Genomic DNA, 26063 nt, shown 5'->3' on the forward strand with positions numbered 1-26063 from the left:
TGCTATTCGACGGTTATCGTGAAGTCGCTGTTGTAGTTGACTCTCATCCAGCTGCGGTTGACGTGGTTGTGGCGCCCCTCGCCCTGTCCGAAGAGATAGGAGGTCTGAAGGGGCGCGTAACTCCGGCCTTCCATGTCGTACTCGATGTCGTTGTACATCGCGGGGCAGAAGATCACCGCCGCATCGTAGCCGCGGTACGAGAAGAGCGTGGGCAGTGACCCGAAGGAGCGGATATAGGCGCTGTCGAAGTCGAGAATCGTCTGCGAGTCGCGCTTGGCGTGGTAGGTCGAGATGAAGATCACGCGGTCCTTGAAGAACATCGTGCGGTCGATGTTGTTCATGCGGTTCCAGCGGGTATTGCCCAGCACGACGAACCGGGGGGCCGTGCGGCCGCGGCTCGATATGTTGGTGTCGGCCGAAGCGATGGCCGCCAGAATGCGGTCCACGTCCACCTCGTTGTCGGACATGACGATGAATACGTTGTCGGCGCCGTTGTCCAGCAGCGGCGTCAGGTCGCCCGAATTGCTGTTCGTGCGGGCCGACGGATGGACATATTTATAGGTATGCTTCTTATAGTCCGAATCGCCGAGCAGCGTCAGTATCTCCTTCTCGAACTCCTTGTCCGTACTTTCGGTGTAGATCAGCGCTACCTGCCGGTCCCCGTTCACCAGTTCGGCGGCCTTTTCCCATTTGTGCGCCGGGTCGGGCGCCATCTGGAACAGCACGTCGCTGTTCATGCCCGTGATGTTGGCCAGCGGCGAAACGACGGGCACGTTGTGCTCCTCGGCGAACCGGATGACCGGATACAGCCCCTCCTCGTAGACCGGACCGATGATCAGGTCGGTATTGCGGAAGGCGTCGCTCTCGGTGATTTCGCGGATTTTCTCCGCATCGCGGGCCGTGTTATACAGACAGACGTTCACCGAATAGCCGTATTTGGTCTTCACGCTGTCCAGTCCGAGCAGGAATCCCTGATAAAACTCCAGATAGCTGGGATTGGGGGTGCCGGCGTCCATCGGCAGCAGCAGGGCGACGTCGAGCGTCGCACTGCGCCGCAGTGCGCGGAATTCGATCTCCTTCACCCTGTTGTCGGCGGAGAGGTCGGGGACGGAGTCCGCGCGCACGGTGTCGGCAGGCTGCCGCTCCCCGGCGGCCAGCTCTTCGGGAGAACCCGGAACCTTGATGATCGCTCCGGCTTTCAGGTCGGCGGGTTTCAGCCCTCCGTTGAGCGAGCCGAGCTGCTCTTCGGTGATGCCGAAGCGGCGTGACAGCGAATAGAAGGTTTCGCCCGGCTTGACCATATGATAGGCATAACCCTCCTCGGCGACGCTGTTGAGCGTATTGCGGTAGGCTTCCCACTGCTCCTTGGCGCCGGCCTCGTCTTCGGAGCCGATCTCCTTCTTGCGGATCAGGATGCGCTCTCCGAGCCGCAGGTTGGTCGGATCGAGATTCGGATTGTCCTCGATGACGGTCTGGATCGGGATTTCGTACTTGCGCGAAATGGCGTACAGGGTTTCGCCCTGCGCGACGGTGTGGGAGTCGAAGGTCCTGCGCAGCTTCCGCTCCGACTTGGGTTCGGGCACGGCCGTCACGAAGGGTATCTTGACGTTCTCCCCCGCCTTCAGCCCGCCGCCTGCCGACGGATTGTACTGAAGAATCACCTTCTCGCCCACCTCGTACGCCTTAGACAGCCCGTAAAGCGTTTCGCCGGGCTGCACCGTATGGATGTAGAATTTCGAGCCGTTGATGTAAACGATCGTTCCCGACTTCTGCACCGCGAAGGCGCACACGCTCAACAGGAGCAGCAAGACTGTCGCACAAAGTCGCTTCATCGTCATTTCAGTTTTTCGCGCATGCGGATTTCGGTGATGACCTTCTTGGTGTAGAGCGGGAAATCGCCGTTCATCATCCATGCGTAATAACTCGGTTCCATGCGGAAGACCTCCTCCACGCTGCGGCCCTTGTATTTGCCGAATCCGAAGACCTCCTCGCCTTTTTCGTTGAAGAGGATGCGTCCGGCGTAGTCGGCCGTTTCGGCGCGGGTCGAGAATTCGGCCAGCTTGTCGATGTCGTTCTCCAGATCGGGATAACGCTCCAGCTGGGCCTTGAGCACCTCGTAGGTCGCCAGCGTGTCGGCCTCGGCCGAGTGTGCGTCGTCCAGATCCTTGTCGCAGTAGAACTTGTAGGCCGCCACCAGCGTGCGCTGCTCCTTCTTGTGGAAGATGTTCTGCACGTCGATGAATTTGCGGCGCTTGAAGTCCACGTCCACTCCCGCGCGCAGGAACTCCTCGACCAGCACCGGCAGGTCGAAGCGGTTCGAATTGAACCCTCCGAAGTCGCAGCCGCGGATGAACTGTTCGAGCGACTTGGCGACCTGCGCGAAGGTCGGGCAATCCTTGACGTCCTCGTCCGTAATGCCGTGGATGGCGGTAGCCTCCTCCGGAATGTGCATTTCCGGATTGAGCTTGCGGGTTTTGACGATCTCTTCGCCGTCGGGCATGATCTTGGCCATCGAAATCTCGACGATGCGGTCTTTGGCGGTGTCCACGCCGGTCGTTTCGAGGTCGAAGAAGATGATCGGGCGCTTGAGGTTTAACTTCATCTGAGGGGCCGTTATGCGTTGATCATCATCGGCATGAGCAGCATGAGCGTCGAGCTTGTCTGCTTGTCGTCATATACGGGTTTGAAGACGCCGGCACGGGTCGAGTCGGCCAGTTCGATCACCACGGTCGGCGTGTCCATGTTCGAGAGTATCTCGACGAGGAACGTCGATTTGAAGCCGATCGTGATCTCCTCGCCGTCGTAGCTGCACGAAATGGTCTCGTTGGCCGACACCGAGAAGTCGATGTCCTGCGCCGTGAGGTTGATCCGGTTGTCGCCGATGTCCATGCGGATCAGGTTGGTGGTCGGATTCGAGCAGACCGCCACGCGCTTGATGCCGTTCACCAGCTCGACGCGGTCCACCAGCACCTTGTTGGGGTTATTGGCCGGAATCACGGCGTTGTAGTTCGGGTAGTTGCCCTCGATCAGACGGCAGACGAGCGTGTGGCTCTTGAGCTTGAAGAGCGCGTTTTTCGAGTCGAAGCTCATCTCGATGGCGTCGTCCTCCTTCAGCAGCACCGATTTGAGCAGGTTGGCCGGTTTCTTGGGCAGGATGAACGAAGCCGTGACCTCGTTCGCGGTCTCGGACTCGTACTTCACGAGCTTGTGCGCGTCGGTGCCCACGAACGTCAGCGCGCCGGGCGCCAGATTGATGTAGATGCCGTTCATCACGGGACGCAGTTCGTCGTCGGCCGTGGCGAAGATCGTCTTGTTGATGCCGTTGACCAGCGTATCCACGTCCATGCTCAGCTCCTTCTTCTCGGCGCTCAGCTGTGGTACGGCGGGATAGCTCACGGCGCTCGCGCCGGGAATCGAGAGCGAACCGCTCTTCCAGTTGATCGTGATTTCCCAATTCTTATCGTTTACGTCGATGGTCAGCGGCAGTTCGGAGAACTCCTTCAGGGAGTCGAGCATCAGTTTGGCGGGTGCGGCGATGGTTCCCTCGCTCTCCACGCTGTCTACCGTAATGGAGCCGATGAGCGTCGTTTCGAGGTCCGAAGTCGTGACCTTCAGTTCGTTGCCGCTCAGCTCCATCAGGAAGTAATCCAAAATGGGAAGCGTGTTCTTATTGCTGATAACCTTGCCGGTGGTAGCCAGAAGCGAGAGCAGGGCCGAGCTTGATACTGAAAATTTCATACGTTTGTTTCCTTTCTTTATTTTCTGTTATGGTTTCTGTTATTCTAAAACTGCGAGTTTGTCGAGCGCCGTGGAGATCATCTTGCGCACGAAGGGTTTGTAGTCCGTATCGACGTTCTGGGCGATGCGCTGGGCGATGATGGTGCAGATCGTGGCGGCGCGGTGGCCCATCAGGGCCGCCAGACCGGCCAGCGCCGAACCCTCCATTTCGAAGTTGGTGATGCGGCGTCCGCGGTAGTCGAACGATTCGATCTTCTCGTTGAGCCGCGCATCCTGCGGTTCGAGACGCACCCAGCGGCCCTGCGGCGCATAGAAGCCCGGAGCGGCGATGGTGATGCCCTCGCGCGTCACGTCGCGGAAGTGCTCGAACAGCGTCTTGTCGGCGTCGATGAAGTAGGGCTTGGGAAGCAGTTCGTTCCAGCCGACGTGCTCCATGAAGGCCTTTTCGATGGCGAGGTCGCAGATTTCGTTGCGGCCCTTGTAGTAGTTCAGCAGGCCGTCGAAGCCCACCGACGTACGCGAGAAGACGAACTCCCCTACCTTGATGTCGGGCTGGATGGCGCCCGAAGTGCCCAGACGCACCAGCGTCAGCTGCCGTTTCTGCGCCTTCTCCTGCCGGGTGGCGAAATCGACGTTGGCCAGCGCGTCCAGCTCCGTGACCGAGATGTCGATATTGCCGATGCCGATGCCCGTCGAAAGTACCGTCATGCGTTTTCCCTTGTAGGTGCCCGTCACGGTCTTGAATTCGCGGTTGGCGACTTCGCATTCTCTGGTGTCGAAAAATTCCGCAACCAAGGCCACGCGGCCGGGGTCTCCGACGAGAATCACCGTGTCGGCGAGCTGCTCCGGCAGCAGGTGCAGGTGGAAAATCGAACCGTCGTCGTTGATAATCAATTCGGAAGCAGGAATCGTTCTCATAATAGTCGTTTTTTAATTTTCATAATTGGCATAAAAGTAATATATTTACCTCGAATATCAAAACTTCGAAGACAATTTTTCATAAATATATGTATAGATAAACCTCTTTAAAATATGACACTCATCAAATCCATTTCCGGTATCCGCGGCACGGTGGGCGGGGCGCAGGCCGAGAACCTGACGCCCCCCGACGTCGTGAAATTCACCACCGCATACGCACGTCTGATCGCCGAGCGGAATCCCGGCAAAAAACTTACCATAGTCGTAGGCCGCGACGCCCGTATTTCGGGCGAAATGGTCTCCGATCTGGTCGAGGGCACCTTGCTGGCCTGCGGCGCCGACGTGATCAACGTCGGGCTCTGCACCACGCCGGGCACCGAGATGGCCGTCATCACCAAGCGGGCCGACGGCGGCATCATCATCACCGCGTCGCACAACCCGCGTCAGTGGAACGCCCTGAAGCTGCTCAACTCCGACGGCGAATTCCTCACCGACGCCGAGGGCAAGCGCGTGCTGGCGATGGCCGAGGAGGAGGGCTTCGAGTACCCCGGCGTGGACGGCATCGGGCATGTGCTTTCGCGCGAACCGTTCAACCGGACGCATATCGAGCAGGTGCTGGCGCTTCCGCTCGTGGACGCCGAGGCGGTCCGCAAACGCCGCTTCAAGGTGGTCGTGGACGCCGTGAATTCCGTGGGCGGCATCGTTATGCCCGAACTCCTGCGGCGGCTGGGGTGCGAAGTCGTGGAGCTGAACTGCGACCCGACGGGCGAATTCGCCCACAACCCCGAACCGCTGCCCGAAAACCTGACCGGAATCGCGGAGACGATCCGCCGCGAGAAAGCCGATCTGGGCATCGTCGTCGATCCCGACGTGGACCGGCTGGCGCTGGTCAGCGAGGACGGCTCGATGTTCGTCGAGGAGTATACGCTGGTTGCCGTGGCCGACTATATTCTGTCGAAGAATCCGGGCGGCGACACCGTTTCGAACCTCTCCTCGTCGCGGGCGCTGCGCGACGTTACCGAACGGCACGGCGGCAAATACTCCGCGTCGGCCGTCGGCGAGGTGAACGTGGTGGCCAAGATGAAGGAGACGGGCGCCGTGATCGGCGGCGAAGGCAACGGCGGCGTGATCTATCCGGAGTTGCACTACGGCCGCGACGCGCTGGTCGGGACGGCACTCTTTTTGACGTGGCTCGCCCACAAGGGGATGACCATGACGCAGCTGCGCGCCACCTACCCCTCGTACTTTGCCTCGAAGAACAAGATCGAGCTGACGCCGGCGATCGATGTGGATAAAGTACTGCGTGAGATAAAGGAGCGTTATGCCGGTGAAAACATGAACGATATAGACGGCGTGAAAATCGACTTCGCGGAGAACTGGGTTCATCTGCGCAAATCGAACACCGAGCCGATCATCCGCGTCTACACCGAGGCGAAATCCATGGCCGAGGCCGACGCGCTGGCGCAGCGTTTCATCGGCGAGATAAAAGAGATATGCAACATTTAATTTATAGATTATGAAAAGTGGAATTTTGATCCTCGCGGCTGCCGCCCTGCTTGCGGCCTGCGGCGGAAACACCCAGAAAAAGGCGGCTGCCGGCGGCACGGAGACCGTGGCCGGAATGCCCGACATGCACACGGCCGAGACATCGCTCGACTATCAGGGAACCTATGCCGGAACGCTTCCGGCAGCCGATTGTCCGGGCATCGAGACCCGTCTGACGCTGAAAAAGGACGGCACTTTCGACCTGCACATGAAATACATCGACCGTGATGCGGAATTCGATACGAAGGGCGGCTACTCCGTGAGGGGCAACCTGCTGACCCTGACTCCCGAAAACGGCGAGGAGGTCGAGTACTACAAGGTCGAGGAGAACCGCCTGCGCCGGCTCGACGCCGACAAGCAGCCCGTGACGGGTCCGCTGGACGAAAACTACGTATTGAAGAAGACTGAATAACACCCCGGAAAAATGGATAAAGTAAAGAAATATATAGACGCAAATAAAGATCGATTTATCAGCGAGTTGTTCGACCTCCTGCGCATCCCTTCGATCAGCGCGCAGAGCGAGCACCGGCCCGACATGACGCGGTGCGCCGAATGGCTGGCCGCGGCGCTCGTGAAGGCGGGCGCCGACCATGCCGAGGTGTTTCCCACCGAGGGCAATCCGGTGGTTTACGCCGAGAAGACGGTCGATCCCAAGGCCAAGACCGTATTGGTCTACGGTCATTACGACGTGATGCCCGTCGATCCGCGCAGCGAGTGGCGGACCGAGCCGTTCGAGCCTGTCATCCGGGACGGCCGGATATGGGGCCGCGGCGCCGACGACGACAAGGGCCAGCTCTGGATGCACGCCAAGGCGTTCGAGGCGATGTGCGCCGAGGAGTGCCTGCCCTGCAACGTGAAATTCATGCTGGAGGGCGAGGAGGAGATCGGCTCGCCGAGTCTCTACAAATTCTGCGAGCAGAACAAAAAGATGCTCAAGGCCGATATTATATTGGTATCGGACACTTCGATGATCTCGATGCAGACCCCCTCCATCACCTGCGGCTTGCGGGGCTTGGCTTACATGGAGGTCGAGGTGACGGGACCCGACAAGGACCTGCATTCGGGGCTGTTCGGCGGTGCGGTCGCCAACCCTGCCAACGTACTGACGCGCCTTGTGGCGCAGTTGGTCGATGCTGAGGGGCGTGTGACGATCCCCGGCTTCTACGACGACGTGCGCGAGCTCACTCCGGCCGAGCGCAAGGCCTTCAACAAGGCGCCGTTCAGCCTCGCGGCCTACAAGAAGTCGCTCTCGATCGGCGACGTGGAGGGCGAAGCGGGCTACACGACGCTCGAACGTACGGGCGTGCGTCCGTCGCTCGACGTGAACGGCATCTGGGGCGGCTATATCGAGGAGGGCACCAAGACGGTGATCCCGTCGAAGGCGTCGGCCAAGATTTCGATGCGGCTGGTGCCGAATCAGGATTACCGCAAGATCAGCAAGCTGTTCGAAAAATATTTCAAATCGATCGCACCCAAGAGCGTGAAGGTCACGGTCAAGTCGCTGCACGGCGGCATGCCCTACGTCGCGCCGACCGACATGCCGGCCTACAAGGCGGCGGAGAAGGCCGTGGCGGAGACTTTCGGCAAGAAACCCCTGCCCTTCTATTCGGGCGGCTCGATTCCGATCATCAGCGGTTTCGAGTCGATTCTGGGCATCAAGTCGCTGCTCATCGGCTTCGGACTGGCCGAAGACGCGATCCACTCGCCCAACGAGAGCTACGGACTCGAACAGTTCTACAAGGGCGTCGAGACCATTCCGCTGTTCTACAAGTATTTTGCGGAGCAGAAGTAGCGCGCGGCCATGTATCGGGAATTTCTCGATTTCATCTTTCCGCTCGCCGAAGGCGCCGGAAAGATCCAGTTTGCCTACTTCCGGGGCGACGATCTGGCGATCCGCACGAAATCCAATGTCTACGACGTCGTTACGCGCGCCGACAAGGAGAGCGAAGCCTACATCGCCGCGGCGATTCTGGAACGCTGGCCCGACCATGAGATACTGGGCGAGGAGGGCGGTTCGATGGGGCGTGCCGGGAGCGATTACCGCTGGGTGGTCGATCCGCTCGACGGCACGACGAACTATAGTCAGGGGCTTCCTGTTTTCTCGGTTTCGATCGCCCTGCAATACCGGGGCGAGACGATCGCCGGAGTTGTCTACGCGCCCTACCTGAACGAGCTGTTCTGGGCGTCGAAAGGCGGCGGGGCTTATATGAAGAGCCGCTCAGGCGAGGTGAAGCGGCTGCACGTCTCCGACAAGCAGACCCTCGCCACGTCGGTCATCGCCACCGGATTTCCGTATGACAAGGACGTCAATCCGGACAACAACAGCGACAACGTCGCGCGCATCATCCCCTACGTGCGGGACGTGCGGCGGCTGGGGTCGGCGGCCTACGACCTGAGCTGTGTCGCGGCGGGACTTCTGGACGGTTATTGGGAGCTGGATCTGCACGAGTGGGACGTGTGCGCCGCGAATCTGATCGTCCGGGAGGCCGGGGGCGTCGTTGCGGACTTCAGGCCCGACCGCGGAGTGTCGCAGGCCGCGGGCAATGAAACGCTCGTGCGGGAGATTCTGAAATATGTCATTTAAGCACCGAAATCGGTGCTTTTTTTCTTATTTCGGGGTGTTCGAATATCGTTTTTAAAATATTTTCTTATTTTTGACGGGATAAAAATGCTGAAAGAATTATGTGTGGGATTGTAGGATATGTCGGCGGGCGCGAAGCCTGTCCGATCCTGTTGAAAGGTTTGCACCGGTTGGAATACCGCGGTTACGACAGCGCGGGTGTGGCGATGGTCGATGAGGACGGTGCGCTCAACGTTTACAAATGCAAGGGCAAGGTCTCGGACCTCGAACATTTCCTCGCGGGGAAGGAGCTGGGCGGAAATATCGGCATCGCGCACACGCGCTGGGCGACGCATGGTGTCCCGAACGACGTCAATGCCCATCCGCACTGCTCCGAGTCGGAGAATATCGCCCTGATACACAACGGAATCATCGAAAATTACCGGGTGCTGAAAGATGCGCTCGAAGAGAACGGCTACACGTTCCGCAGCAGCACCGATTCGGAGGTGCTGGTGAACCTGATCGAATATATCCGCTCGACCAACGCCTGTTCGCTGCTCGAAGCCGTGCAGCAGGCGCTCCGTCAGGTGGTCGGCGCCTATGCTATCGCCGTGGTCGAGAAGAACAACCGCGACGAGATCATCGCGGCGCGCCAGAGCAGCCCCATGGCCATCGGCATCGGTCGGGGCGAGTACTTTCTCAGTTCCGACGCCGCGTCGATCATCGAGTATACGCAGGATTTCGTCTACGTGAACGACGGGGAGATCGCCGTTATCAACCGCAACAAGCCGCTGAAGATCGTCACGCTGGACAACCATGAAGGCAAAATAGACATCAAGAAGCTGCAGATGAGCATTTCGCAGCTCGAAAAGGGCGGCTATCCGCACTTCATGCTCAAGGAGATTTACGAACAGCCCAAGACCATCGTGGACTGCATCCGCGGTCGCATCAACCCCGAAACGGGCGAGGTGAAGCTGTCGGGCGTGATCGACAACCGCAGGAAATTCCTCCAAGCCCGCCGCATCATCTTCGTGGCGTGCGGAACGTCGTGGCATGCGGCGCTGATCGGCGAGCACCTGATCGAGAATATCTGCCGGATTCCGGTCGAGGTGGAGTACGCTTCGGAGTTCCGCTACCGCAATCCGGTCATCTACGAGGACGACATCGTGATCGCCGTGTCGCAGTCGGGCGAGACGGCCGACACGCTGGCCGCCGTCGAACTGGCCCGCAAGGCCGGGGCTTTCGTCTTCGGCATCTGCAACGTCGTCGGCTCCTCGATCGCCCGCGCCACCCATTCGGGCGCCTATATCCATGTGGGACCGGAGATCGGCGTGGCTTCGACCAAGGCATTTACGGGGCAGGTGACCGTGATGGCGATGCTGGCGCTGGCCGTGGGCCGCGAGAAGGGCGCCGTGACGGAGGAGTACTACCGTGAGGTGGCGAAGGGCCTGCTGGAACTTCCGGCCGTACTGGAAGAGGTGCTGAAGCTCGGCCCGCGGATCGAAGACCTCTCCAAGATCTTCACCTACGCCCACAATTTCATCTATCTGGGCCGCGGCTACAACTACCCCACGGCGATGGAAGGCGCGCTCAAACTGAAGGAAATCTCCTATATCCACGCCGAGGGCTACCCCGCCGCCGAGATGAAACACGGCGCGATCGCGCTCATCGACAACGAAATGCCGACGGTCGCCATCGCCACGCCGGACAATACCTACGAAAAGACGGCCAGCAACATCGAGGAGATCCGCGCCCGTGGCGGCAAGATCATCGCCGTGATCGCCCGCGACGATACGCATGTGCGCCGCAGCGCCGATTACACGATCGAGGTTCCGGTGATAACCGACTGCCTGATGCCGGTCGTCGTCTCGGTGCCGCTGCAGCTGCTGGCGTACTATATCGCCGTAAACAAGGGCCGCAACGTGGACCAGCCGCGCAATCTGGCCAAGTCCGTGACGGTGGAATAGCCCCGGCACCGGAAAATAGCTGAACATGGAAATCCCCGCAGCCGTACGCGGCTGCGGGGATTTCGCTCACACATTATCATTAACCTAAAACCTCGTGTCAGTCGTCGTAGCCGTTGGGTTTGGCTTTCCATGCGGCGGCGAAGATCGCCGTGCCGACGAGCGCCATGCCCACCAGCGTATAGAGCGCGATGCTCCAGTCGGTGTACTGCACCAGCATGCCGAGTCCCCAGCCCGAAACGATCGTGCTGCCGTAGCCGAACAGCCCGCAGAAACCGCCTGCCGTAGCGGCGGCGCGCTTGGTGGCGATATTGGCCGCGGCGATGCCGACCAGCGCCTGCGGGCCGTAGATGAAGAATCCGGCGGCCATCAGAATCGCAACGGCCACGATCAGCGGCGTATGCTCGTTGAGCGAATAGAGTCCCACCAGACACACGGCGGCCATCAGCATGCAGATGACGCACGTGCGGGGCGCACGGCCGCCGAAGAAACGGTCGGTGGCCCAGCCTGCGGCCAGCATGCCCGCGATACCGGCAATTTCGAACGCCGCGACGGTCCAGCCCGCATGGCTGATGTCCATGTGCAGGTGCTCCTTGAGCATCGTCGGTCCCCAGTCCAGCACGGCGAAGCGCACGATGTAGACGAAGAAGTTGCCCACGGCGATGATCCAGATCGTCGGATTCAGGAAGACCTTGCGGCGCAGGAAGGCCTTGTATTCGGCCTTCTCCTCCGCTTTGGACTGCGGTTTTTCGGCCGTTTTGCCGGTCTTGAGTTCGGGAAGGCCCACCGACGAGGGCGTGTCGCGGACGAAGGCCCAGACGACGGCCGCACCCAGCAGGGCGATCGTCGCCGGGAGCAGGAAGCACCAGCGCCAGTGCTGCGAGAGCATCGACGAAGCGTCGAACCATGCGCCCCAGTTCAGGCTGACGACATAGCCGCAGAAGATGATGGCCAGTCCGGCGCCGATCGAGTGCGAGGTGTTCCAGACCGACATCTTGGTCGCCAGCCGTTCGGGGACGATCCAGTGGGTCATCAGCCGCGTGCAGGGCGGGACGCCCATGCCTTGGAACCAGCCGTTGAGAATCCAGAAGATGCCCAGCGCCAGCACCGAGGAGCTGAATCCGAAGAGCAGGTTGCAGATGCCGCAGAAAACGAGTCCCGTGACCAGAAAGTAGCGTGCGTTGCTGCGGTCGCCCCAGATGCCGTTGACGAACTTCGAGAGTCCGTAGATCAGTCCGTGGAGCGTGAGGAAGAGGCCGAGGTCGGATTTCGAAATGCCCATCTCCTCGTTGAGATACGGCATGGCGATACTCAGGTTCTTGCGCACGAAATAGAAGAGCGCGTAACCGAAGATGCACATCGCCATGGTGCGGAATTCCCAGTATTTGAAACGTTTGACCTGTTGGTCGGTCATGCCGGCATATGCCGGATTGAGTTGTTTTGCAGACATTTATTCAGGTTGGTTCGGGTTTTACTTCAGGTCGGTGGAGCTTCTGTTGCCGCGGATGGCGGCGTCCTGCAGGGCGTGGATCGCGTCGCGCGACCACGGCAGGCCGATGAATTCGGAGGGATAGTCGGTCTCGATGATGTCGGGTTCGGCCAGCAGTTCGCGCATGTAGGCCACGCGGCGGTCGTGGGGATTCTTCACCTTGTCGGACGATCCGGTGATCGAGGTCATCGTCATCACGCCCTCGGCGTGCAGCAGATCGTAGACCTGTTGGAGTTCGGGATTGACCGCCAGACGGATATAGGCCATGATGTATTTCCACGGAATGGGCGAAGCCTCGTACGCCCGGAAGTGCTCCATCGAACTGATTTCGACGCAGAACATGACGTTGCGGATGCCGTGGTTCCAGTAGTAGAGCGCCTCTTCGATCGAGCGGACGCTCAGCATGATGTTGTGGTACATGGACCACTCGCCGCCGGGCCGGAGCTGCCTGATATAGTAGTCGAGACTCGCGCGGCGCACCTCGTCGCTCACGCCTTTGGTGTTGATGTACTTGTTGTCGAAGTTGAAGACCACCTTGTCCTTGCCCCATTCCAGCACATCCTTCAGGCGCGGAATCCTGTAGGGCGTGACTTTGCCGTCGCGGTCCACGAGGTTCAGGCGGCGCAGTTCGTCGTAGGTGTAGTCGGCGACGAGGCCCTTGCCCGTGGTCGTGCGGTCGATCGTCAGGTCGTGCATGAGCACCATGACGCTGTCCTTGGTGAAGCTGAAGTCGATTTCGAAGAAGGTAGGCATCAGCGACAGCGTCTTTTCGCACGACTCGATGCAGTTTTCGGGATAGCCGGGCATCATGCCGCCACGGTGGCCGCTGACGATCACGTCGCGCGCGGGATCGTAGGTGAAATAGGCCTGCAGCTCCTCGATCGAATCGATCTTCACGGTGTGCAGCCGGGGGGCTTGGGCGCAGGCGGGCATGATTGCGGCGCAGCATGCGGCCAGCAGTAGCAGTTTCGTGTTTTTCATGTCGCAGGCGGGGATTAGCGGATGATTCGTTCTACTTCGGCGTACGCCTGCGCGGCGAGCGCGGGCAGCGGATCGCCGGCGGGCAGTTCCGCGATTTCGGCTACGGCCGCCGCCGCGCCGAGCCGTGCGGTCATGGCGATCATCTCCACGCTCTGCGGGTCCTCCGGATTGTCGTAGTGCAGGGCCGCGCCGATGCCCAGCAGCAGGTTGGGCGTGCCGATGCCGTACTGACGGGCCGTGAGGACCGGTTTTACGAGCCGGTCGCCCGCCGAAAGCTTGCGGAGCGGTTCGCGGCCCACGCGGGTCACGTCGTCGCAGAGGTAGGGGTTCGTAAAGCGGCCGATGATCTTGTCGATATAGGCGAAGTGGGCGTCGCGGTCGAAGCCGTAACGCGCCACCAGTCCCCGCCCGCTCTCGCGCATGGCGGCTTTGACGACGGCGTGGATCTGCTCGTCGGAAATGCTCTGGCAGATGGTCATGTAGCCCTTCATGCGGCCCAGATAGGCCGTAATGGCGTGGCCCGTGTTGAGCGTGAAGAGCTTGCGCTCGATGTAGGCGATCAGGTTGTCGGCCGGATTCATGCCGGGGATTTCGGGTACGGCGCCCTTGAATGCGGCGCGCTCGACGTTCCATTCGAAGAAGCGTTCGACGACCACGTCGATCGGGTTTTCGCTCTTGACGGGCGGTACGATGCGGTCCACCGAACAGTCGGGGAAGCCGACGCACTGCTCGCAGTAGGCCTGTCCGGCGGCGTCGAGGTGCGTCAGCACCGCGGCTTTGAGCTGCGAAGTGGCGCGGACGCCGTTTTCGCAGGCGATGACGTTGAGCGGCTGCTCGACGCCCTGCTCCCTGCGGGCCTCGATGCCCGCGGCGATGGCTCCTGCGATGCGGGGCAGGATCGTAAGGCCGACGGCCGTGGTGACGATCTCCGCTTCGGCGATTTGCTGCGCGAGTTCGGGACTCCGCGAATCCACGGCCGAAATGTCGGTGATGCGCACCTCCTCGCATACGGTGTCCATGATCTGCACCGTGTAGCCCTTGTCCCGGTTGATCCGGTCCACGATCTGTTCGTTCACATCGGCGAACACCACATGGTAGCCCGCCTTTTCCAGCACGGCGCCGATGAATCCGCGTCCGATGTTGCCCGCTCCGAATTGAATAGCTTTTTTCATTCTATCTATGATTGATGATTACCAGAATCGCATGATGTGTCTGCGCCGGGGATGGGAAAACGCGGCGGCAGGTGCCGCCGTACTGCCGGAGCATGGCTGCCGGGGACTGCGCTGCGGCGTCCGGCGCCGGAAAGAGGTTTTTTCCCATCGGTCGTGTAGTTCGGTTGTGACATATTAAATACAACCGATCGGACGAAACCACCTAACGGAATTACAAAAAAATTAAAAATAACACGGGGGATTGTTTCATAAATTCAGAATGTTTACTTTTGTGGCGAATCAGATTGTCCGATGGAGAAAATTCTGCTTACGACACGGATCCGCAACGGCGACCGCAAGGCTTTCGACGAACTTTGCGGCCGGTACTATGCCATGCTGGTCTCCTACGCCCGCCTTTTCATGAAGGACGACTGGGCCGAGGACGTGGTGCAGGACGTCTTTTACAACGTGTGGCAGAACCGCGCGGCGCTGGACGATTCGAACTCCCTGTATAAATATCTGCTGCGTTCGGTTTACAACCGCGCGCTCAACTATCTGGACAAGAACAGGCGCGCCGGCGATTACCGCGCCTACTATCAGGAGCGGATCGCCTCGATGGGCAGCGCCTACTATGCGCCCGACAACAGTCCGATCATCCGTAAGCTCTATTCCGACGACCTGCGCGCGAGTCTCGACGCGGCGATCGAGTCGCTGCCGCCCAAATGCCGCGAGGTATTCAAACTGAGCTACCTCGAAGACCTTTCGAACCGCGAGATCAGCGAGCGGCTCGGCATCTCGCAGAGTACGGTCGAGAATCATATGTATTCGGCGCTCAAACAACTGCGCCGGAAGCTCTCCAAGGAGCAGCTGCTGTTGCTGCTCGCCCTGCTGTTCATGCGATAGGAAAAAATTTGCCGTACCGAGTAGGTATTTTCTCCGGGGTGCCTGTATGTTATTATGCAAGCACCTAAAAAAGATACGCATTGGCACACACCGACGACACCGTATTGTACAGCATCGATTCTGTATTATACAAGCACCTGAATCACGAAACGACCGAGGCCGAAGAGCGGCGGCTTTACGCATGGCTCGAAGAACGGGAGGAGCACCGCACCTTCTATTTCGAGATTGCGGCGATCTGGAGCGCCCACAAAACCCTTTCGTCCAAACAGCTCGGAGAGCGTTGCGACGCCATGATGCGCCGGCTCAACGCGCGGATCGACGCCGACGAAGCGATGCGCCGCGAGGTGAAGCGGCAGCGTCCCGCATGGCGCCGCTGGGCGTCGGCTGCGGCCGCAGCAGCGGTGGTCGCCGTCGCCGTAACCGCGGCGTGGTTCGCCGGCGTCGGAACGCCGGGGGACGAGCTGTTCCGTACTTATCTGAATGAAAGCGGCGAAATCACGGCCCTGCGTCTCGAAGACGGCACGCAGGTGTGGATGCAGGAGGGAACCCGGCTGCAATACGCCGTCGGCGCGGGTTCTGCGGAGCGTGTCGTGCGCATCGACGGCGAAGCCTATTTCGACGTGGCGCACGACGAAGCGCATCCCTTCGTGGTGAAGACCGAAAACCTGTCGGTGCGTGTGTTGGGCACGGCGTTCAACGTCAGGGCGCATGCCGCCGATCCGCTGACCGAAGTGGTGCTCGAACGCGGTTCGGTGCGCCTGCAGACCCCCGAAGGCTATAATCTCGTGCGGCTCCATCCCAACCAGCGGGCCGTGTTCGACGCCGCGAAGGACGACATCGAGGTGGAAGAGATCTACGCCGAGCATTTCGTGACGGAGCGTTACAACCTCGTGGCGATGAAGAACGCCACGATCGGCGAAATCATCGCCCGCATCGAATCGAATTACGGCGTGCGGATACGCATAGCCGATCCCGACAACCGGAAACGATACGACATCAACTACCTGCGCACCAACTCGCTCGAAGAGGTCATCGACATCGTCGAATTCATGACCGGACAGCGCTGCGAGGTCGTGCGCGGTAAATAGCTATCCCCTGTCCCGTCCGCGGACGGCCGCCGCGGACGGGGCTTTTCACCCAAATTAACCTTTTTCGCAAACCTTAAAATCATGAAGAAAAATTCCATCTTCCGTTGGGGAGTGGCGATGCTTCTTTTGTTTACCGGCTTGAGCCTGAGGGCCTATGCCGAAGACGACGGAGGCTCCCCTTTCCGGAAAAACCACGATGTGGACCTAACGGTCAAGTCCGCTACCCTACAGACTTTTACGGACGCTTTCACCAAGCAGACGGGCGTGCTTTTCTCCTACGAATCGGCGCTGGCGTCCATGCCGATGGGCGACGTGTCGGTACGCGAGAGCAACGCCCCGCTGGAGCGGATTCTGAATAACGTATTCACCAAACGGGGATTCCGCTACAAAATCGTGGACCGCACGGTCGTGCTGACATACGACCGCACTGCGGAGCCGCAGCGGAAGAACAGCGTGACGGGCCGTGTCTGCGACGCGGCGGGAAGCCCGCTGGTCGGCGCCACGGTGCTGGTGAAGGACTCCACGCGCGGCACGACGACCGGGGCCGACGGCACCTATTCGGTCGAGGCGGAGCCCGGCGCGGTCCTGCTCTTCTCGTACATCGGTTACACGGAACGCGAAGAGCCGGTCGGCAGCCGTTCGGTGATCGACGTCACGATGCAGGAGGACCAGTCGGTGCTGGAGGAGGTCGTGGTCGTGGGATACGGCACGCAGACGCGCAAGACCGTGACTTCGGCGATCTCGAAAATGGACGGCAAAACCCTCGAAAGCATGCCCGTGAACCTCGTCGGGGACGGTATGAAAGGCCGTATCGCCGGCTTGCAGGTCGCCACGACCGACGCAACGCCGGGTTCGGCGCCGAAATTCCTGATCCGCGGCGGTTCGTCGATCAACAACTCCAACGATCCGATCGTGCTGGTGGACGGCGCCGTACGCGAAATGGCGGGCCTGAACCCGAACGACATCGAGTCGATCGAGGTGCTCAAGGACGCCGCATCGGCCGGTATCTACGGTTCGCGCGCATCGAACGGCGTGATTCTCATCACCACCAAGAAGGGCGCGCCCCACAAGGGACCGCAGATCGTTTTCGAGGGGCAGTGGGCCTATGAGAGTCCGGCCACGAAGTTCGATCTGATGAACGGCCGGGATTACCTGCTCACGCTGCGCCCGGCGATCGCCGAAGGCTACTGCGGCGGCGCGGACCCGCTCAGCATTCTCGACGGCGCCGAATCGGCGGGAGCCGGCAACAGCGCCGCTTCGCGCTGGACGACGCGCTACCTCAATCCGGGCGAATCGCTGCCGAAAGGCTACAAATGGATCGAAGACCCGGTGAACCCCGGCAAGATCATCGTTTTCCAAGACAACGACCAGCAGAGCCAGTGGTTCGACGACGCCTTCTGGCAGAACTACTATATCGGCGTGAACGGCGGCGGCGAGAACATCCGGTATGCCGCGTCGGCGGGTTATACGGACGACGGCGGCATCGGCATGGCCACCGGATTCTCCCGCTTCACCTTCCATGGCAACACCTCGTTCAAGGTGACCAGACGCCTGACGGCGACCACGACCTTCGACTATTCGCAGATCGAGCGGCAGATGCTCGACGGAGGGGCGCTCAACAAGCGCAATTCGGTGATCCGCGGCCTTTCGGTACCCGCCACCCACCGCGACTGGTACGACGCCGAAGCCGGGGAGGATTTGGCCGGAACGCCCGCCATGGGGCCGAACAACACCACGCTGCCCGCCGCCTACTACAACTATTACTACAGCGATACGGGCGAGACGACCAAGCGGTCGAGCGTGAACATCAACCTCGAATGGGCGATCGTGGACGGCCTGCGCGCCGTGGCCCAGTTCTCGAACCACAACCGCCATTCGCGCAGCCACTTCTTCGTGAAGAACAACCCCACGACGGGCACCAACATCCGGCCCACGAAAGAGGCCTTCACGGAGACCAACCGCATGGACTTCCAGACCTACCTGAACTGGAAGAAAACCTTCGCCGAAGACCACAACATCGACGTGGTGGCCGGTTACGACTACATGAAGGACAAGAACAACAGCATCGACGCGCGCGTGCAGGGGGCGGCATCGGACAAGATTCCGACGCTGAACGTCGGGACCTCCAACATCACCAACTACCCGACCAGCACGCGGACCGACGAGGTGCTGATCTCCTACTTCGGACGTGTCAACTACAACTTCCGCGAGAAATACCTGCTGTCGTTCACCATGCGCGCCGACGGTTCGTCGAAATTCGCCGCGGGCAACCGCTGGGGTTACTTCCCGGCGGCTTCGGCCGGCTGGATCGTGGACGAGGAGGCGTTCTGGCCGCAGAACAAGGTGGTCAGCTCGCTCAAACTGAGGGCCAGCTACGGTCTGACGGGCAACAACGGCATCGGGCTTTACGACACCTACGGCAGCTACAATTCGGCGTATCAGTACAACGGCATGTCCACCACCACGACCGGCGAAATGCCGAACAGCAACCTGACATGGGAATCCACGACGCAGGTCAATGCCGGTCTGGACATGGGGCTGGCCGACGACCGGGTGCGCGTGAGTTTCGATTACTACGACAAGGTGACGCGCAACCTGCTGTTCGACGTGACGCTGCCCAACACCACCGGTTACGGCTCGGTGGTCTCCAACGTGGGCAAGGTCCGCTTCTACGGCGTCGATCTGGCGATTTCGTCGGTCAACATCAGCCGCGGCGACTTCACGTGGACCACCGACTTCACCTATAACTTCAACATGAACAAGGTGCTGAAGCTGCCCGACAACGGCAACGTGCGCAACCGCATGGACGGCATCACCATCGGCGACGGCAGCCAGTTCGGGGGCATCGCCGAGGGCGAGCGCATGGGCCGCATCTACGGTTACAAGGTCGATCACATCATCGAGACGCAGGCCGACGCCGATGCGGCGATGTACGACGCTTCGTCGCGCGGATACCGCCGCTCGGACCGCAGGCAGATCGCCGGACGCAAGGACATCGGCGACTACGAATGGGTCAACCGCGCGGGATCGACGCAGCGCGACGGCCGGGACATCATCAACGAGGAGGACCAGTTCCTGCTCGGCTACGCCACGCCCCACTCGACCGGCGGCATCGGCAATACTTTCCGGTACCGGAACTGGTCGCTGAATATCTACATGGACTATGCGCTGGGCCACTCGATCCAGAACGAGATGCAGATGCGCTACTTCATGGCGACGATGGGCAACTGCAACTGGAATTTGGTGAACGACGTGAAGCAGTGCTGGTCGCAGCCGGGCGACAAGACCAAGTACGCCCGTTTCACGGCCAACGACCCCGACTGGGGCAACCGCAACTTCTCGCGCATGTCGGACGTTTTCGTCGAGAAGGGCGACTACCTCTGCATCCGCGACATCTCGCTTTCGTACAAGCTTCCCGTGCGCTGGACGAGCCGGCTGGGCATGAAAGACGTGACCCTGACCGTTTCGGGCAACACGCTCTACTACTGGACGGCCGTGCACGGCGTATCGCCCGAAGCGGCGACCACCGGGGGACTCTACAATTCGGCTTCGACCTATGCCACGGGTTTCAGCCCCTATCCGCCCGCGCGCAAGATCCTGTTCAGCGCCAAATTCACGTTCTAACCCCTTAAAACTACCAAACCATGAAATGCAAAAAGATACTGACTGCCCTGCTGGCTGCGGCGTGCACGATGAGCGGCTGCCACGGCGACCTCGATATCATGCAGGACAACAAGCTCTCGGCCAGCAACATGTGGATCGACGAAAGCGACGCCGAGACGGCGACCTACGGCATCTACCTCTACATGCGCGACGCGCTCAAGAGCGTACACGACATCTACCTCTGCTGGGGTGAATTTCGCAACGGTCTCTGGGGCGCGGGCACGAACAAAACGCTGTCGGGCGTGGACCAGACGCAGGTGCGCACCAGCACCATGTCTTCGAGCAACGCCTATGCCGACTGGAGCGTCATGTATAAGACCGTCAATCAGGCCAACCTGATTCTCAAGCACGTGCCGGAGATGGGAATTTCGGAATCGGTCCGCAATTTCAGTCTGGGCAACGCCTATTTCTCCCGCGCATGGTGCTATTTCTGGATCGCACGCATCTGGGGCGACGCTCCGCTGGCCCTTACGGGGTACGAATCCACGGGCGGCGACCTCTACCTGCCCCGCGCGCCGAAAGCAGAGATTTTCGCCCGGATCGAAAGCGACCTGACCGAAGCCGAGCGGTACGTGACCGACAATTCGGACAAGGCCGTAGCCACGCCCGCCGCGGTGCAGATGCTCAAGGCTGACTACGCGCTGTGGATGTACCGCGTCGCCGGAGGCGGTTCGTCGTACCTCACCATGGCCGAGAAGGCCATCGAGGCGCTGAACCTCTCGGCGTCGCGTCTGGAAAGCGACTACGCTCAGGTCTTCTCCTCGGCCAACAAGCTCAACAAGGAGGTGATCTTCGCCGTCCATCAGGCCAACGGCGAAGCCGTCAACGGACCGGGGTATTACCTCGGCTGGAACAGCAACTACGTTGAAGCGGCCTACCAGAACAACCCTGTGCCCATCACCGGCGGCAACCAGTGGTGGTGGTACACCGACCGCTACAAGGCGCTGCTGACCTCGGTCGAGGGCGACACGCGCACGAAGCTGACCTACAACAGGGCCGATTACGGCACGACGATCAAGTCGATCGAGTGGACCGAAAAGGGCGTCGGGCAGATGATAAGCGGCGCGCGCATTTTCGACTCCGACTTCATCCTCTACCGCTATGCCGAGGCCTTCCTGATGGATGCCGAAATCAAATACTACCGGAAGGACTACGGCGGGGCGCTGACGGCGCTGGGCGAAATCACCAAGCGCGCCTACGGCAACGCCGCCCACTACACCGATCAGAGCGAGGCGGCCGTAAAACGGGCCATCGTCGAGGAGAGTCTCAAAGAGCTGGTCGGCGAAGGGCGCACGTGGTGGACGCTGATCCGTCTGGACGCGGTCTGGGAGTACAACAAGGATGTCGCCGACAAGCGCGAAAGCAACGCCAACATTCTCCTGTGGCCCATCACGCAGGAGTCCATCATCAAGAATTCCAAGCTCAAACAGACGGAGGGCTGGTATTGATACATAACCCGAAAAACGAACGACAATGAAAATCAACTGTTATATTGCGCTCGTCGCCGCGGCCCTCGCATGCGCCTGCAATCCGCTGGCGGACACCGACGACATGGACAACAACGTGCAGGCCACACGCATCGCCTTCTCGCCCGAAGTCGTGACCCTCGACAACGCCGGGCGGAACGCCGAGGAGGATCAGGGACAGAACGTCATCGTCACGCTCAACCCCAAGGCACGCAGGTCGATGGCATGGAGCGCCGAGACGGACAAAACCGAAACGTGGTGCACGCTGACGGAGTGCAGCGTCACCGACGCCGACGGCGTCACGCACCGCGGATTCCGGATCACCGCGACCGAAAATACGGCCTACAAACGCACGGCGACCGTTACCCTGACGGCGGCCGACGGTACGCAGGAGACGCTCCGGGTCGTGCAGACGGGCGTCTACCCCGACGCCGAAGTCACGGTGGACCCGAAGCAGATCGAGTTCAACGCCGACGAGATCGTCCCGGTTGATGTCAGCTTCACGACCAACATGGGCGACGTCTATGCGGTCTCCAGAGACGAGGACGCCGACTGGATTTCGTGGGAGGATTTGGGCGGCAACGTGATCCGCTTCACGGCCGCGCCGTGGGACGACGAGGAGCAGCCGCGCACGGCCAACGTCTATATCACGGTCGGCAGCGGGGAGACGAGCGCCGCCACGGCGAAGATTCCTGTCACGCAGCTGGCCAAAGACCTCTACTGCTATGTCTGGGGTGCGTCGCTGTTCGATTACGACCGGTTCGAACTCGCCCGGCGCATGACCAAGTCCGAGACGGGCGTCTACCGTTTCGACGCCTATTTCACTGCCGGAAATGCACCCGAAATCCGCGTCAACACCGTGCTGCGCGCCGATTACTACCCCGCTTACGCGCTTGCGGCCGACGGGCGGATCGTCACGCTCAATTCGGCGGCGGATGCGGTTCCCGCGGGGCCTGCGATCGACATCGACGGCATGCGTACGCTGACCATCGACCTCAATGCGATGACCTACACCCTGTCGCGCATAGCGATCGCCAACTGCATGCCCGACGACGCGGCGGCCGCCTGCCCGTCGAAGGCGTTCCGGACCAAGGACGGCGGCGTGAAGATATGGATGACCCGCAACCTGAACTGGAACGGCGGTCCGGAGATCGGCGCGATGAAACTGGGGTCGCGTCTGGTGCCGGCCTATTCCGGCTCGGCGACGTCGGGCGGCTACGATCCCCAAGACCCCTACATCGAGCGCAATCCCGCCTACGACGAAGAGGAGAGCGGCGGATCGGTCAAGGGCGATCAGGCCGTCACGGACCGTCACGGACGTCTCTATACGCTCGATGAAATCCTGCTGGGCACGCCCGCCGGCGGATTGGGCCGCGGCATCACCTCGATCGAATGGCCTTCGGCCTACAATGTCGGTTCGACATTCGTCGATGCCGTCGGCACGCAGATCACGGCGCGCGTCTTCAAGTCCGCGGAGATGAAAGCCGTGACCGACGACGAGCGGTTCTTCGCCGAAAATCCGGCGCTCTCGGCCCAGATTCAGGGCATCTGCCCCTACGGCTGGCATATCGCCAACTTCCGCGACTGGTACGACCTGGCCTATGCTGCGCTCGAAGCTTCGCGCGGCGATGGGACCTATCCCGTCCGGGAGGAGATGCTGACCATCGCCAAACTCGTCGCCACCAACGCCAACAACGTGGCTCCGTGGCTCCGCACGCAGGAGGGCTGGACGAGCACTCCCGCCCGTGCCGCGGGCGCCGACGCCTTCGACTTCAACCTCTATCCGACCGGATGGCGGCTCAACAAGAACGGCTACGGGCAGTACGGCGACACGGCCCACTCGTGGGTGCCGCTGATCGGCTCCTCGGCCAAGAAGACGTGGCGTCTGAACAACGTCAAGGCGACGAGCAACTACTGGTTCAACGACAACCTCGACGCCGGCAACCCGGCCGTGGGCATCCGCTGCGTGAAAAACTACAAAGTCAAGAAGTAATCAACCGACCGGGGTGCGGCCCGCGGAAGGGCGCTCCCCGGTCCAAAACCGACAAGAACGATGAAAAAGCTGAAATATCTGCTGATGGCGTGCTGTGCGGCCTGCGTCTGGCTGGCGGCATGCTCCGACGACGATTACGAACCGCTGCCCGACTGGTGGTGGGAGCAGACGGGCGAACCGGCGGTCTATCCCGAACCCGAACCCGTCGATAACAAGGTCGTGGCGCACCGCGGCTGTTATGCCGAGACCGGATTTCCGCAGAACTCCGTCGCCGGGCTGAAAAAGGCCGTCGAGATGAAGCTCTTCGCCTCGGAGTGCGACATCCACCTGACCAAAGACGGCAAAGTGGTCGTCTACCACGACGATTATTACCTCGGCAACACCTGCTTCAAGGACGCCACCTATGCCGAGCTGTGTGCCAAGGGCACGCTGGCCAACGGCGAGAAACTGCCGCTGCTGGAGGAGTTCATCGACGTGGTGCTCGAAGGCGGCTGCACGCAGTTGTGGATCGACGTCAAGACGCTCGGCGACGAGGCGGGAGGCAATGCGGAAGCGAGCCGGACCGGCATCGCCGCCGCGCAAATCGTCCACGAGAAGAGGGCCAAGAATTTCGTGGGATTCATCGTCGGCCGTCTTGCCATACGCGACAAGGTGATTCCCGCGGTCCGCTCGGCGTGGCCCGTGTCGTACGGAGCGGCGGCCTACGAACCGGGCGACTTCATCGCCAGAGACATTCCGTGGGCCAACATGAAGCTCGCCGATTTCGGGCTGGACACCAAGCGGGCCAAGAGCTTTCCCGAAAACAAGGTGCGGCTGAGCCTGTGGCAGATCGACACCGACGAGCAGATGCAGTGGTATCAGGGCATCCGCAGCGATGTCTACGGCATCACGAACTATCCCCTCAGGATGATGGACAAGCTGGGACTCCGCTGACGGATTTCCGCATGAAAGGAATGCCGCGCCCCGGAAGGAGCGCGGCATCGCTTTTTGCAGGCCGGAATCAGAATCCGATGAAGTCGGTCTGAAGTTTCGACGTGCGGTAGGTGTTGCCCATGCCGTCCTCGACGACGATCTCGAAATCGGCCGTTTCGGGCGTCCCGGAGGTCAGTCTGCCGTAATAGAAGTGGTCGAGCTTCTTGCCCCACGTGCTGCCCACGCTCTTGCTGAAGTAGAGCACGTGGTAGGCGTAGGCCCAGTAGTCGCAGGTCGAAATGCGGGTCATATCCCCCACCTTCGCGCCGTTCTGCCAGAGCGACACTTTCCAGTCGCCGCCCGTGTCCGAATTCCAGACGTTGGCCACGATGCACTTCGCGTCGTTCATGGCCGAGGCGTTGGCGGCGAAGCCGAACGTCGTGCTGCCGGAGGTGCCGAACACCTGCTTGGCCGAGTAGGCGCGGATCTGGTGGTCGGCGGCCTTGTTGGTCGCTTTGTAATACTGGTTGGGAACGGTGCTGCCCGAAATCTCATACACGCCGTATCCGTTCGGCGTGCCGTCGGCGCAGAGGGTCGAGGTCCACCACGCGCCGCAGGCCGCTCCGTGGATGTGTTCGAAGATCTTCTTGCCGTTGCGGGTGTGGATGTACTTCTGCTGGTAGTGCGTGTGCCCGATCATGATGTGCGCTTCGGCGAACTCCGAGAGCAGGTCGAGCACCCCGGCGTGATTCATGTGGCTTTCGTCCGTTTCGCTCGTGCCGCCGCGGAAGGGCATGTGGGCGCAGAAGATCACCAGCTTGTCCTTCGCCACGTGCGACAGGTCCTGACGGAGCCATTCGAGCTGCTGGTCGGTGATGCCGCCCTTGTAGTTGCTCGACGGGGTGCTGCCGCCGACGTAGAAGACGTTGTCCATCGAGACGATGTGGGCGTTGCCGCGGTTGAACGAGTAGTTGCGCGGTCCGAACTGCGATTCGAAGTTGGCGGCGGCCTTATCGTCCGAAGTCTCGGTCTTCAGGTGGTCGTGGTTGCCGATGGTCTGGAAGATCGTCAGGTTGCGGTTGGCCATCGCCTCCTTCATGTTGCTCCACAAGTCGGGCGTGTCGAAGACGATGTCGCCGAGCGTGATGCCGTACACGGCGCGCCCTTTGGCCTTGAACGTTTCGACCGTCGCCTCGATGTCGGGAATGGTCTCGTTGACGTAACGGCTGATGTCGGCCGTGCTGGCGCACTGCGGGTCGGCGATGCAGAGCAGCGTGAAGTCGGTTTCGGGAGCCGCCAGCGGCTTGAGCACGAAGTCGTGGCGGTCGGCGATGTTCTTGTGGACGATTTCGGCATAGTACAGCGGATAGTTGTCCGCCGAGGTGTTGATTTCGTACCCTGCCGGCGTGCTGTACCAGACGAAGCGCGCCTTCTTGTAGCGGATCATCTGATAGACGCCGTTGGCGTCGGTCTCCACGCAGTTGTAGCCGTCCGACACCACCACGCCCTGCACGGGGTTGCCCGACGTGTCGGTCACCAGTCCGTAGAGGGTCGTGCCCTCGCCGAGCTGCGTGCCGTTAAGCTCGGTCTCGACGCCGGGTTCGCGGCCCTCGCCGTCCGATTTGTCGTTGCTGCACGCCAGCAGAAGCGCGGCCGCCATGCAGCAGAATAACATGATTCTTGTCTTCATAT

General features: G+C 60.9%; 19 protein-coding genes. 11 read left to right on the forward strand and 8 right to left on the reverse strand.

The window, feature by feature from the left end; genetic code table 11:
• Window positions 1–2 precede the first annotated feature (2 nt).
• Genes HMPREF9720_RS13810 through HMPREF9720_RS13825 form a run of 4 tightly spaced genes read right to left on the reverse strand, consistent with a single transcriptional unit; the run spans window position 3 to window position 4659 of the window.
• Entirely contained in the window at window positions 3–1838 is a 1836-nt protein-coding gene (locus HMPREF9720_RS13810) for a LysM peptidoglycan-binding domain-containing protein (protein ID WP_009598968.1), read from the reverse strand.
• Window positions 1835–2602, reverse strand: coding sequence for a 3'-5' exonuclease (locus HMPREF9720_RS13815; protein WP_009598946.1), 768 nt, complete (start codon window positions 2600–2602; stop codon window positions 1835–1837). The genes HMPREF9720_RS13810 and HMPREF9720_RS13815 overlap by 4 nt, the downstream gene beginning before the upstream one ends.
• Window positions 2603–2613: 11 nt before the next feature.
• A complete protein-coding gene (gene dnaN, locus HMPREF9720_RS13820) occupies window positions 2614–3738 on the reverse strand; it encodes a DNA polymerase III subunit beta (RefSeq protein WP_009598983.1) in 1125 nt (374 codons plus the stop codon).
• A 39-nt stretch (window positions 3739–3777) separates the two neighbouring features.
• Complete coding sequence (locus tag HMPREF9720_RS13825) at window positions 3778–4659, reverse strand: nucleoside phosphorylase (protein WP_175282420.1); 882 nt, start codon at window positions 4657–4659, stop codon at window positions 3778–3780.
• A gap of 111 nt (window positions 4660–4770) precedes the next feature.
• On the opposite strand from HMPREF9720_RS13825, the gene glmM reads away from it, so the two are divergent.
• The 5 genes from glmM to glmS all read left to right on the forward strand — a co-directional run bounded on the left by glmM (window position 4771) and on the right by glmS (window position 10728).
• The gene (gene glmM / locus HMPREF9720_RS13830; protein WP_009598962.1) at window positions 4771–6162 is read left to right on the forward strand and encodes a phosphoglucosamine mutase; all 1392 of its coding nucleotides are present in this window, start codon (window positions 4771–4773) and stop codon (window positions 6160–6162) included.
• Window positions 6163–6172: 10 nt separating this feature from the next.
• Window positions 6173–6613: a copper resistance protein NlpE gene (locus HMPREF9720_RS13835; protein WP_009598987.1), complete on the forward strand. Its 441-nt coding sequence runs from the start codon at window positions 6173–6175 to the stop codon at window positions 6611–6613.
• A gap of 12 nt (window positions 6614–6625) precedes the next feature.
• On the forward strand, window positions 6626–7993 hold the full coding sequence (locus HMPREF9720_RS13840; protein ID WP_009598961.1) for a dipeptidase: 1368 nt from the start codon (window positions 6626–6628) through the stop codon (window positions 7991–7993).
• Between the two features lie 9 nt (window positions 7994–8002).
• Window positions 8003–8785: an inositol monophosphatase family protein gene (locus HMPREF9720_RS13845; RefSeq protein WP_009598986.1), complete on the forward strand. Its 783-nt coding sequence runs from the start codon at window positions 8003–8005 to the stop codon at window positions 8783–8785.
• Window positions 8786–8883: 98 nt separating this feature from the next.
• Window positions 8884–10728, forward strand: a complete 1845-nt coding sequence (gene glmS, locus HMPREF9720_RS13850) for a glutamine--fructose-6-phosphate transaminase (isomerizing) (protein WP_009598971.1) — start codon at window positions 8884–8886, stop codon at window positions 10726–10728.
• Between the two features lie 97 nt (window positions 10729–10825).
• On the opposite strand, the gene HMPREF9720_RS13855 is transcribed toward glmS, so the two are convergent.
• The 3 genes from HMPREF9720_RS13855 to HMPREF9720_RS13865 are packed head-to-tail and all read right to left on the reverse strand — an operon-like array spanning window position 10826 to window position 14367.
• Entirely contained in the window at window positions 10826–12175 is a 1350-nt protein-coding gene (locus HMPREF9720_RS13855; RefSeq protein WP_009599005.1) for an MFS transporter, read from the reverse strand.
• Between the two features lie 21 nt (window positions 12176–12196).
• Window positions 12197–13195: a glycerophosphodiester phosphodiesterase family protein gene (locus HMPREF9720_RS13860; RefSeq protein WP_009598978.1), complete on the reverse strand. Its 999-nt coding sequence runs from the start codon at window positions 13193–13195 to the stop codon at window positions 12197–12199.
• A gap of 14 nt (window positions 13196–13209) precedes the next feature.
• Window positions 13210–14367, reverse strand: a complete 1158-nt coding sequence (locus HMPREF9720_RS13865) for a mannitol-1-phosphate 5-dehydrogenase (protein ID WP_009598985.1) — start codon at window positions 14365–14367, stop codon at window positions 13210–13212.
• A gap of 291 nt (window positions 14368–14658) precedes the next feature.
• Between HMPREF9720_RS13865 and HMPREF9720_RS13870 the strand changes: the two genes are divergently transcribed.
• The 6 genes from HMPREF9720_RS13870 to HMPREF9720_RS13895 all read left to right on the forward strand — a co-directional run bounded on the left by HMPREF9720_RS13870 (window position 14659) and on the right by HMPREF9720_RS13895 (window position 24392).
• The gene (locus HMPREF9720_RS13870) at window positions 14659–15249 is read left to right on the forward strand and encodes an RNA polymerase sigma-70 factor (protein ID WP_009598996.1); all 591 of its coding nucleotides are present in this window, start codon (window positions 14659–14661) and stop codon (window positions 15247–15249) included.
• 80 nt (window positions 15250–15329) lie between these two features.
• Entirely contained in the window at window positions 15330–16337 is a 1008-nt protein-coding gene (locus HMPREF9720_RS13875; protein ID WP_009598950.1) for a FecR family protein, read from the forward strand.
• An 81-nt stretch (window positions 16338–16418) separates the two neighbouring features.
• On the forward strand, window positions 16419–19961 hold the full coding sequence (locus HMPREF9720_RS13880; protein WP_009598994.1) for a SusC/RagA family TonB-linked outer membrane protein: 3543 nt from the start codon (window positions 16419–16421) through the stop codon (window positions 19959–19961).
• Window positions 19962–19981: 20 nt separating this feature from the next.
• On the forward strand, window positions 19982–21448 hold the full coding sequence (locus HMPREF9720_RS13885; RefSeq protein WP_009599006.1) for a RagB/SusD family nutrient uptake outer membrane protein: 1467 nt from the start codon (window positions 19982–19984) through the stop codon (window positions 21446–21448).
• Between the two features lie 25 nt (window positions 21449–21473).
• Window positions 21474–23459: a BACON domain-containing protein gene (locus tag HMPREF9720_RS13890; RefSeq protein ID WP_009598973.1), complete on the forward strand. Its 1986-nt coding sequence runs from the start codon at window positions 21474–21476 to the stop codon at window positions 23457–23459.
• Window positions 23460–23519: 60 nt separating this feature from the next.
• On the forward strand, window positions 23520–24392 hold the full coding sequence (locus tag HMPREF9720_RS13895) for a glycerophosphodiester phosphodiesterase (RefSeq protein ID WP_009598977.1): 873 nt from the start codon (window positions 23520–23522) through the stop codon (window positions 24390–24392).
• A gap of 67 nt (window positions 24393–24459) precedes the next feature.
• On the opposite strand, the gene HMPREF9720_RS13900 is transcribed toward HMPREF9720_RS13895, so the two are convergent.
• The gene (locus tag HMPREF9720_RS13900) at window positions 24460–26061 is read right to left on the reverse strand and encodes a calcineurin-like phosphoesterase C-terminal domain-containing protein (RefSeq protein ID WP_009598980.1); all 1602 of its coding nucleotides are present in this window, start codon (window positions 26059–26061) and stop codon (window positions 24460–24462) included.
• Window positions 26062–26063 lie beyond the last annotated feature (2 nt).

Source organism: Alistipes sp. HGB5 (genome assembly GCF_000183485.2).
GTDB lineage: Bacteria > Bacteroidota > Bacteroidia > Bacteroidales > Rikenellaceae > Alistipes > Alistipes finegoldii.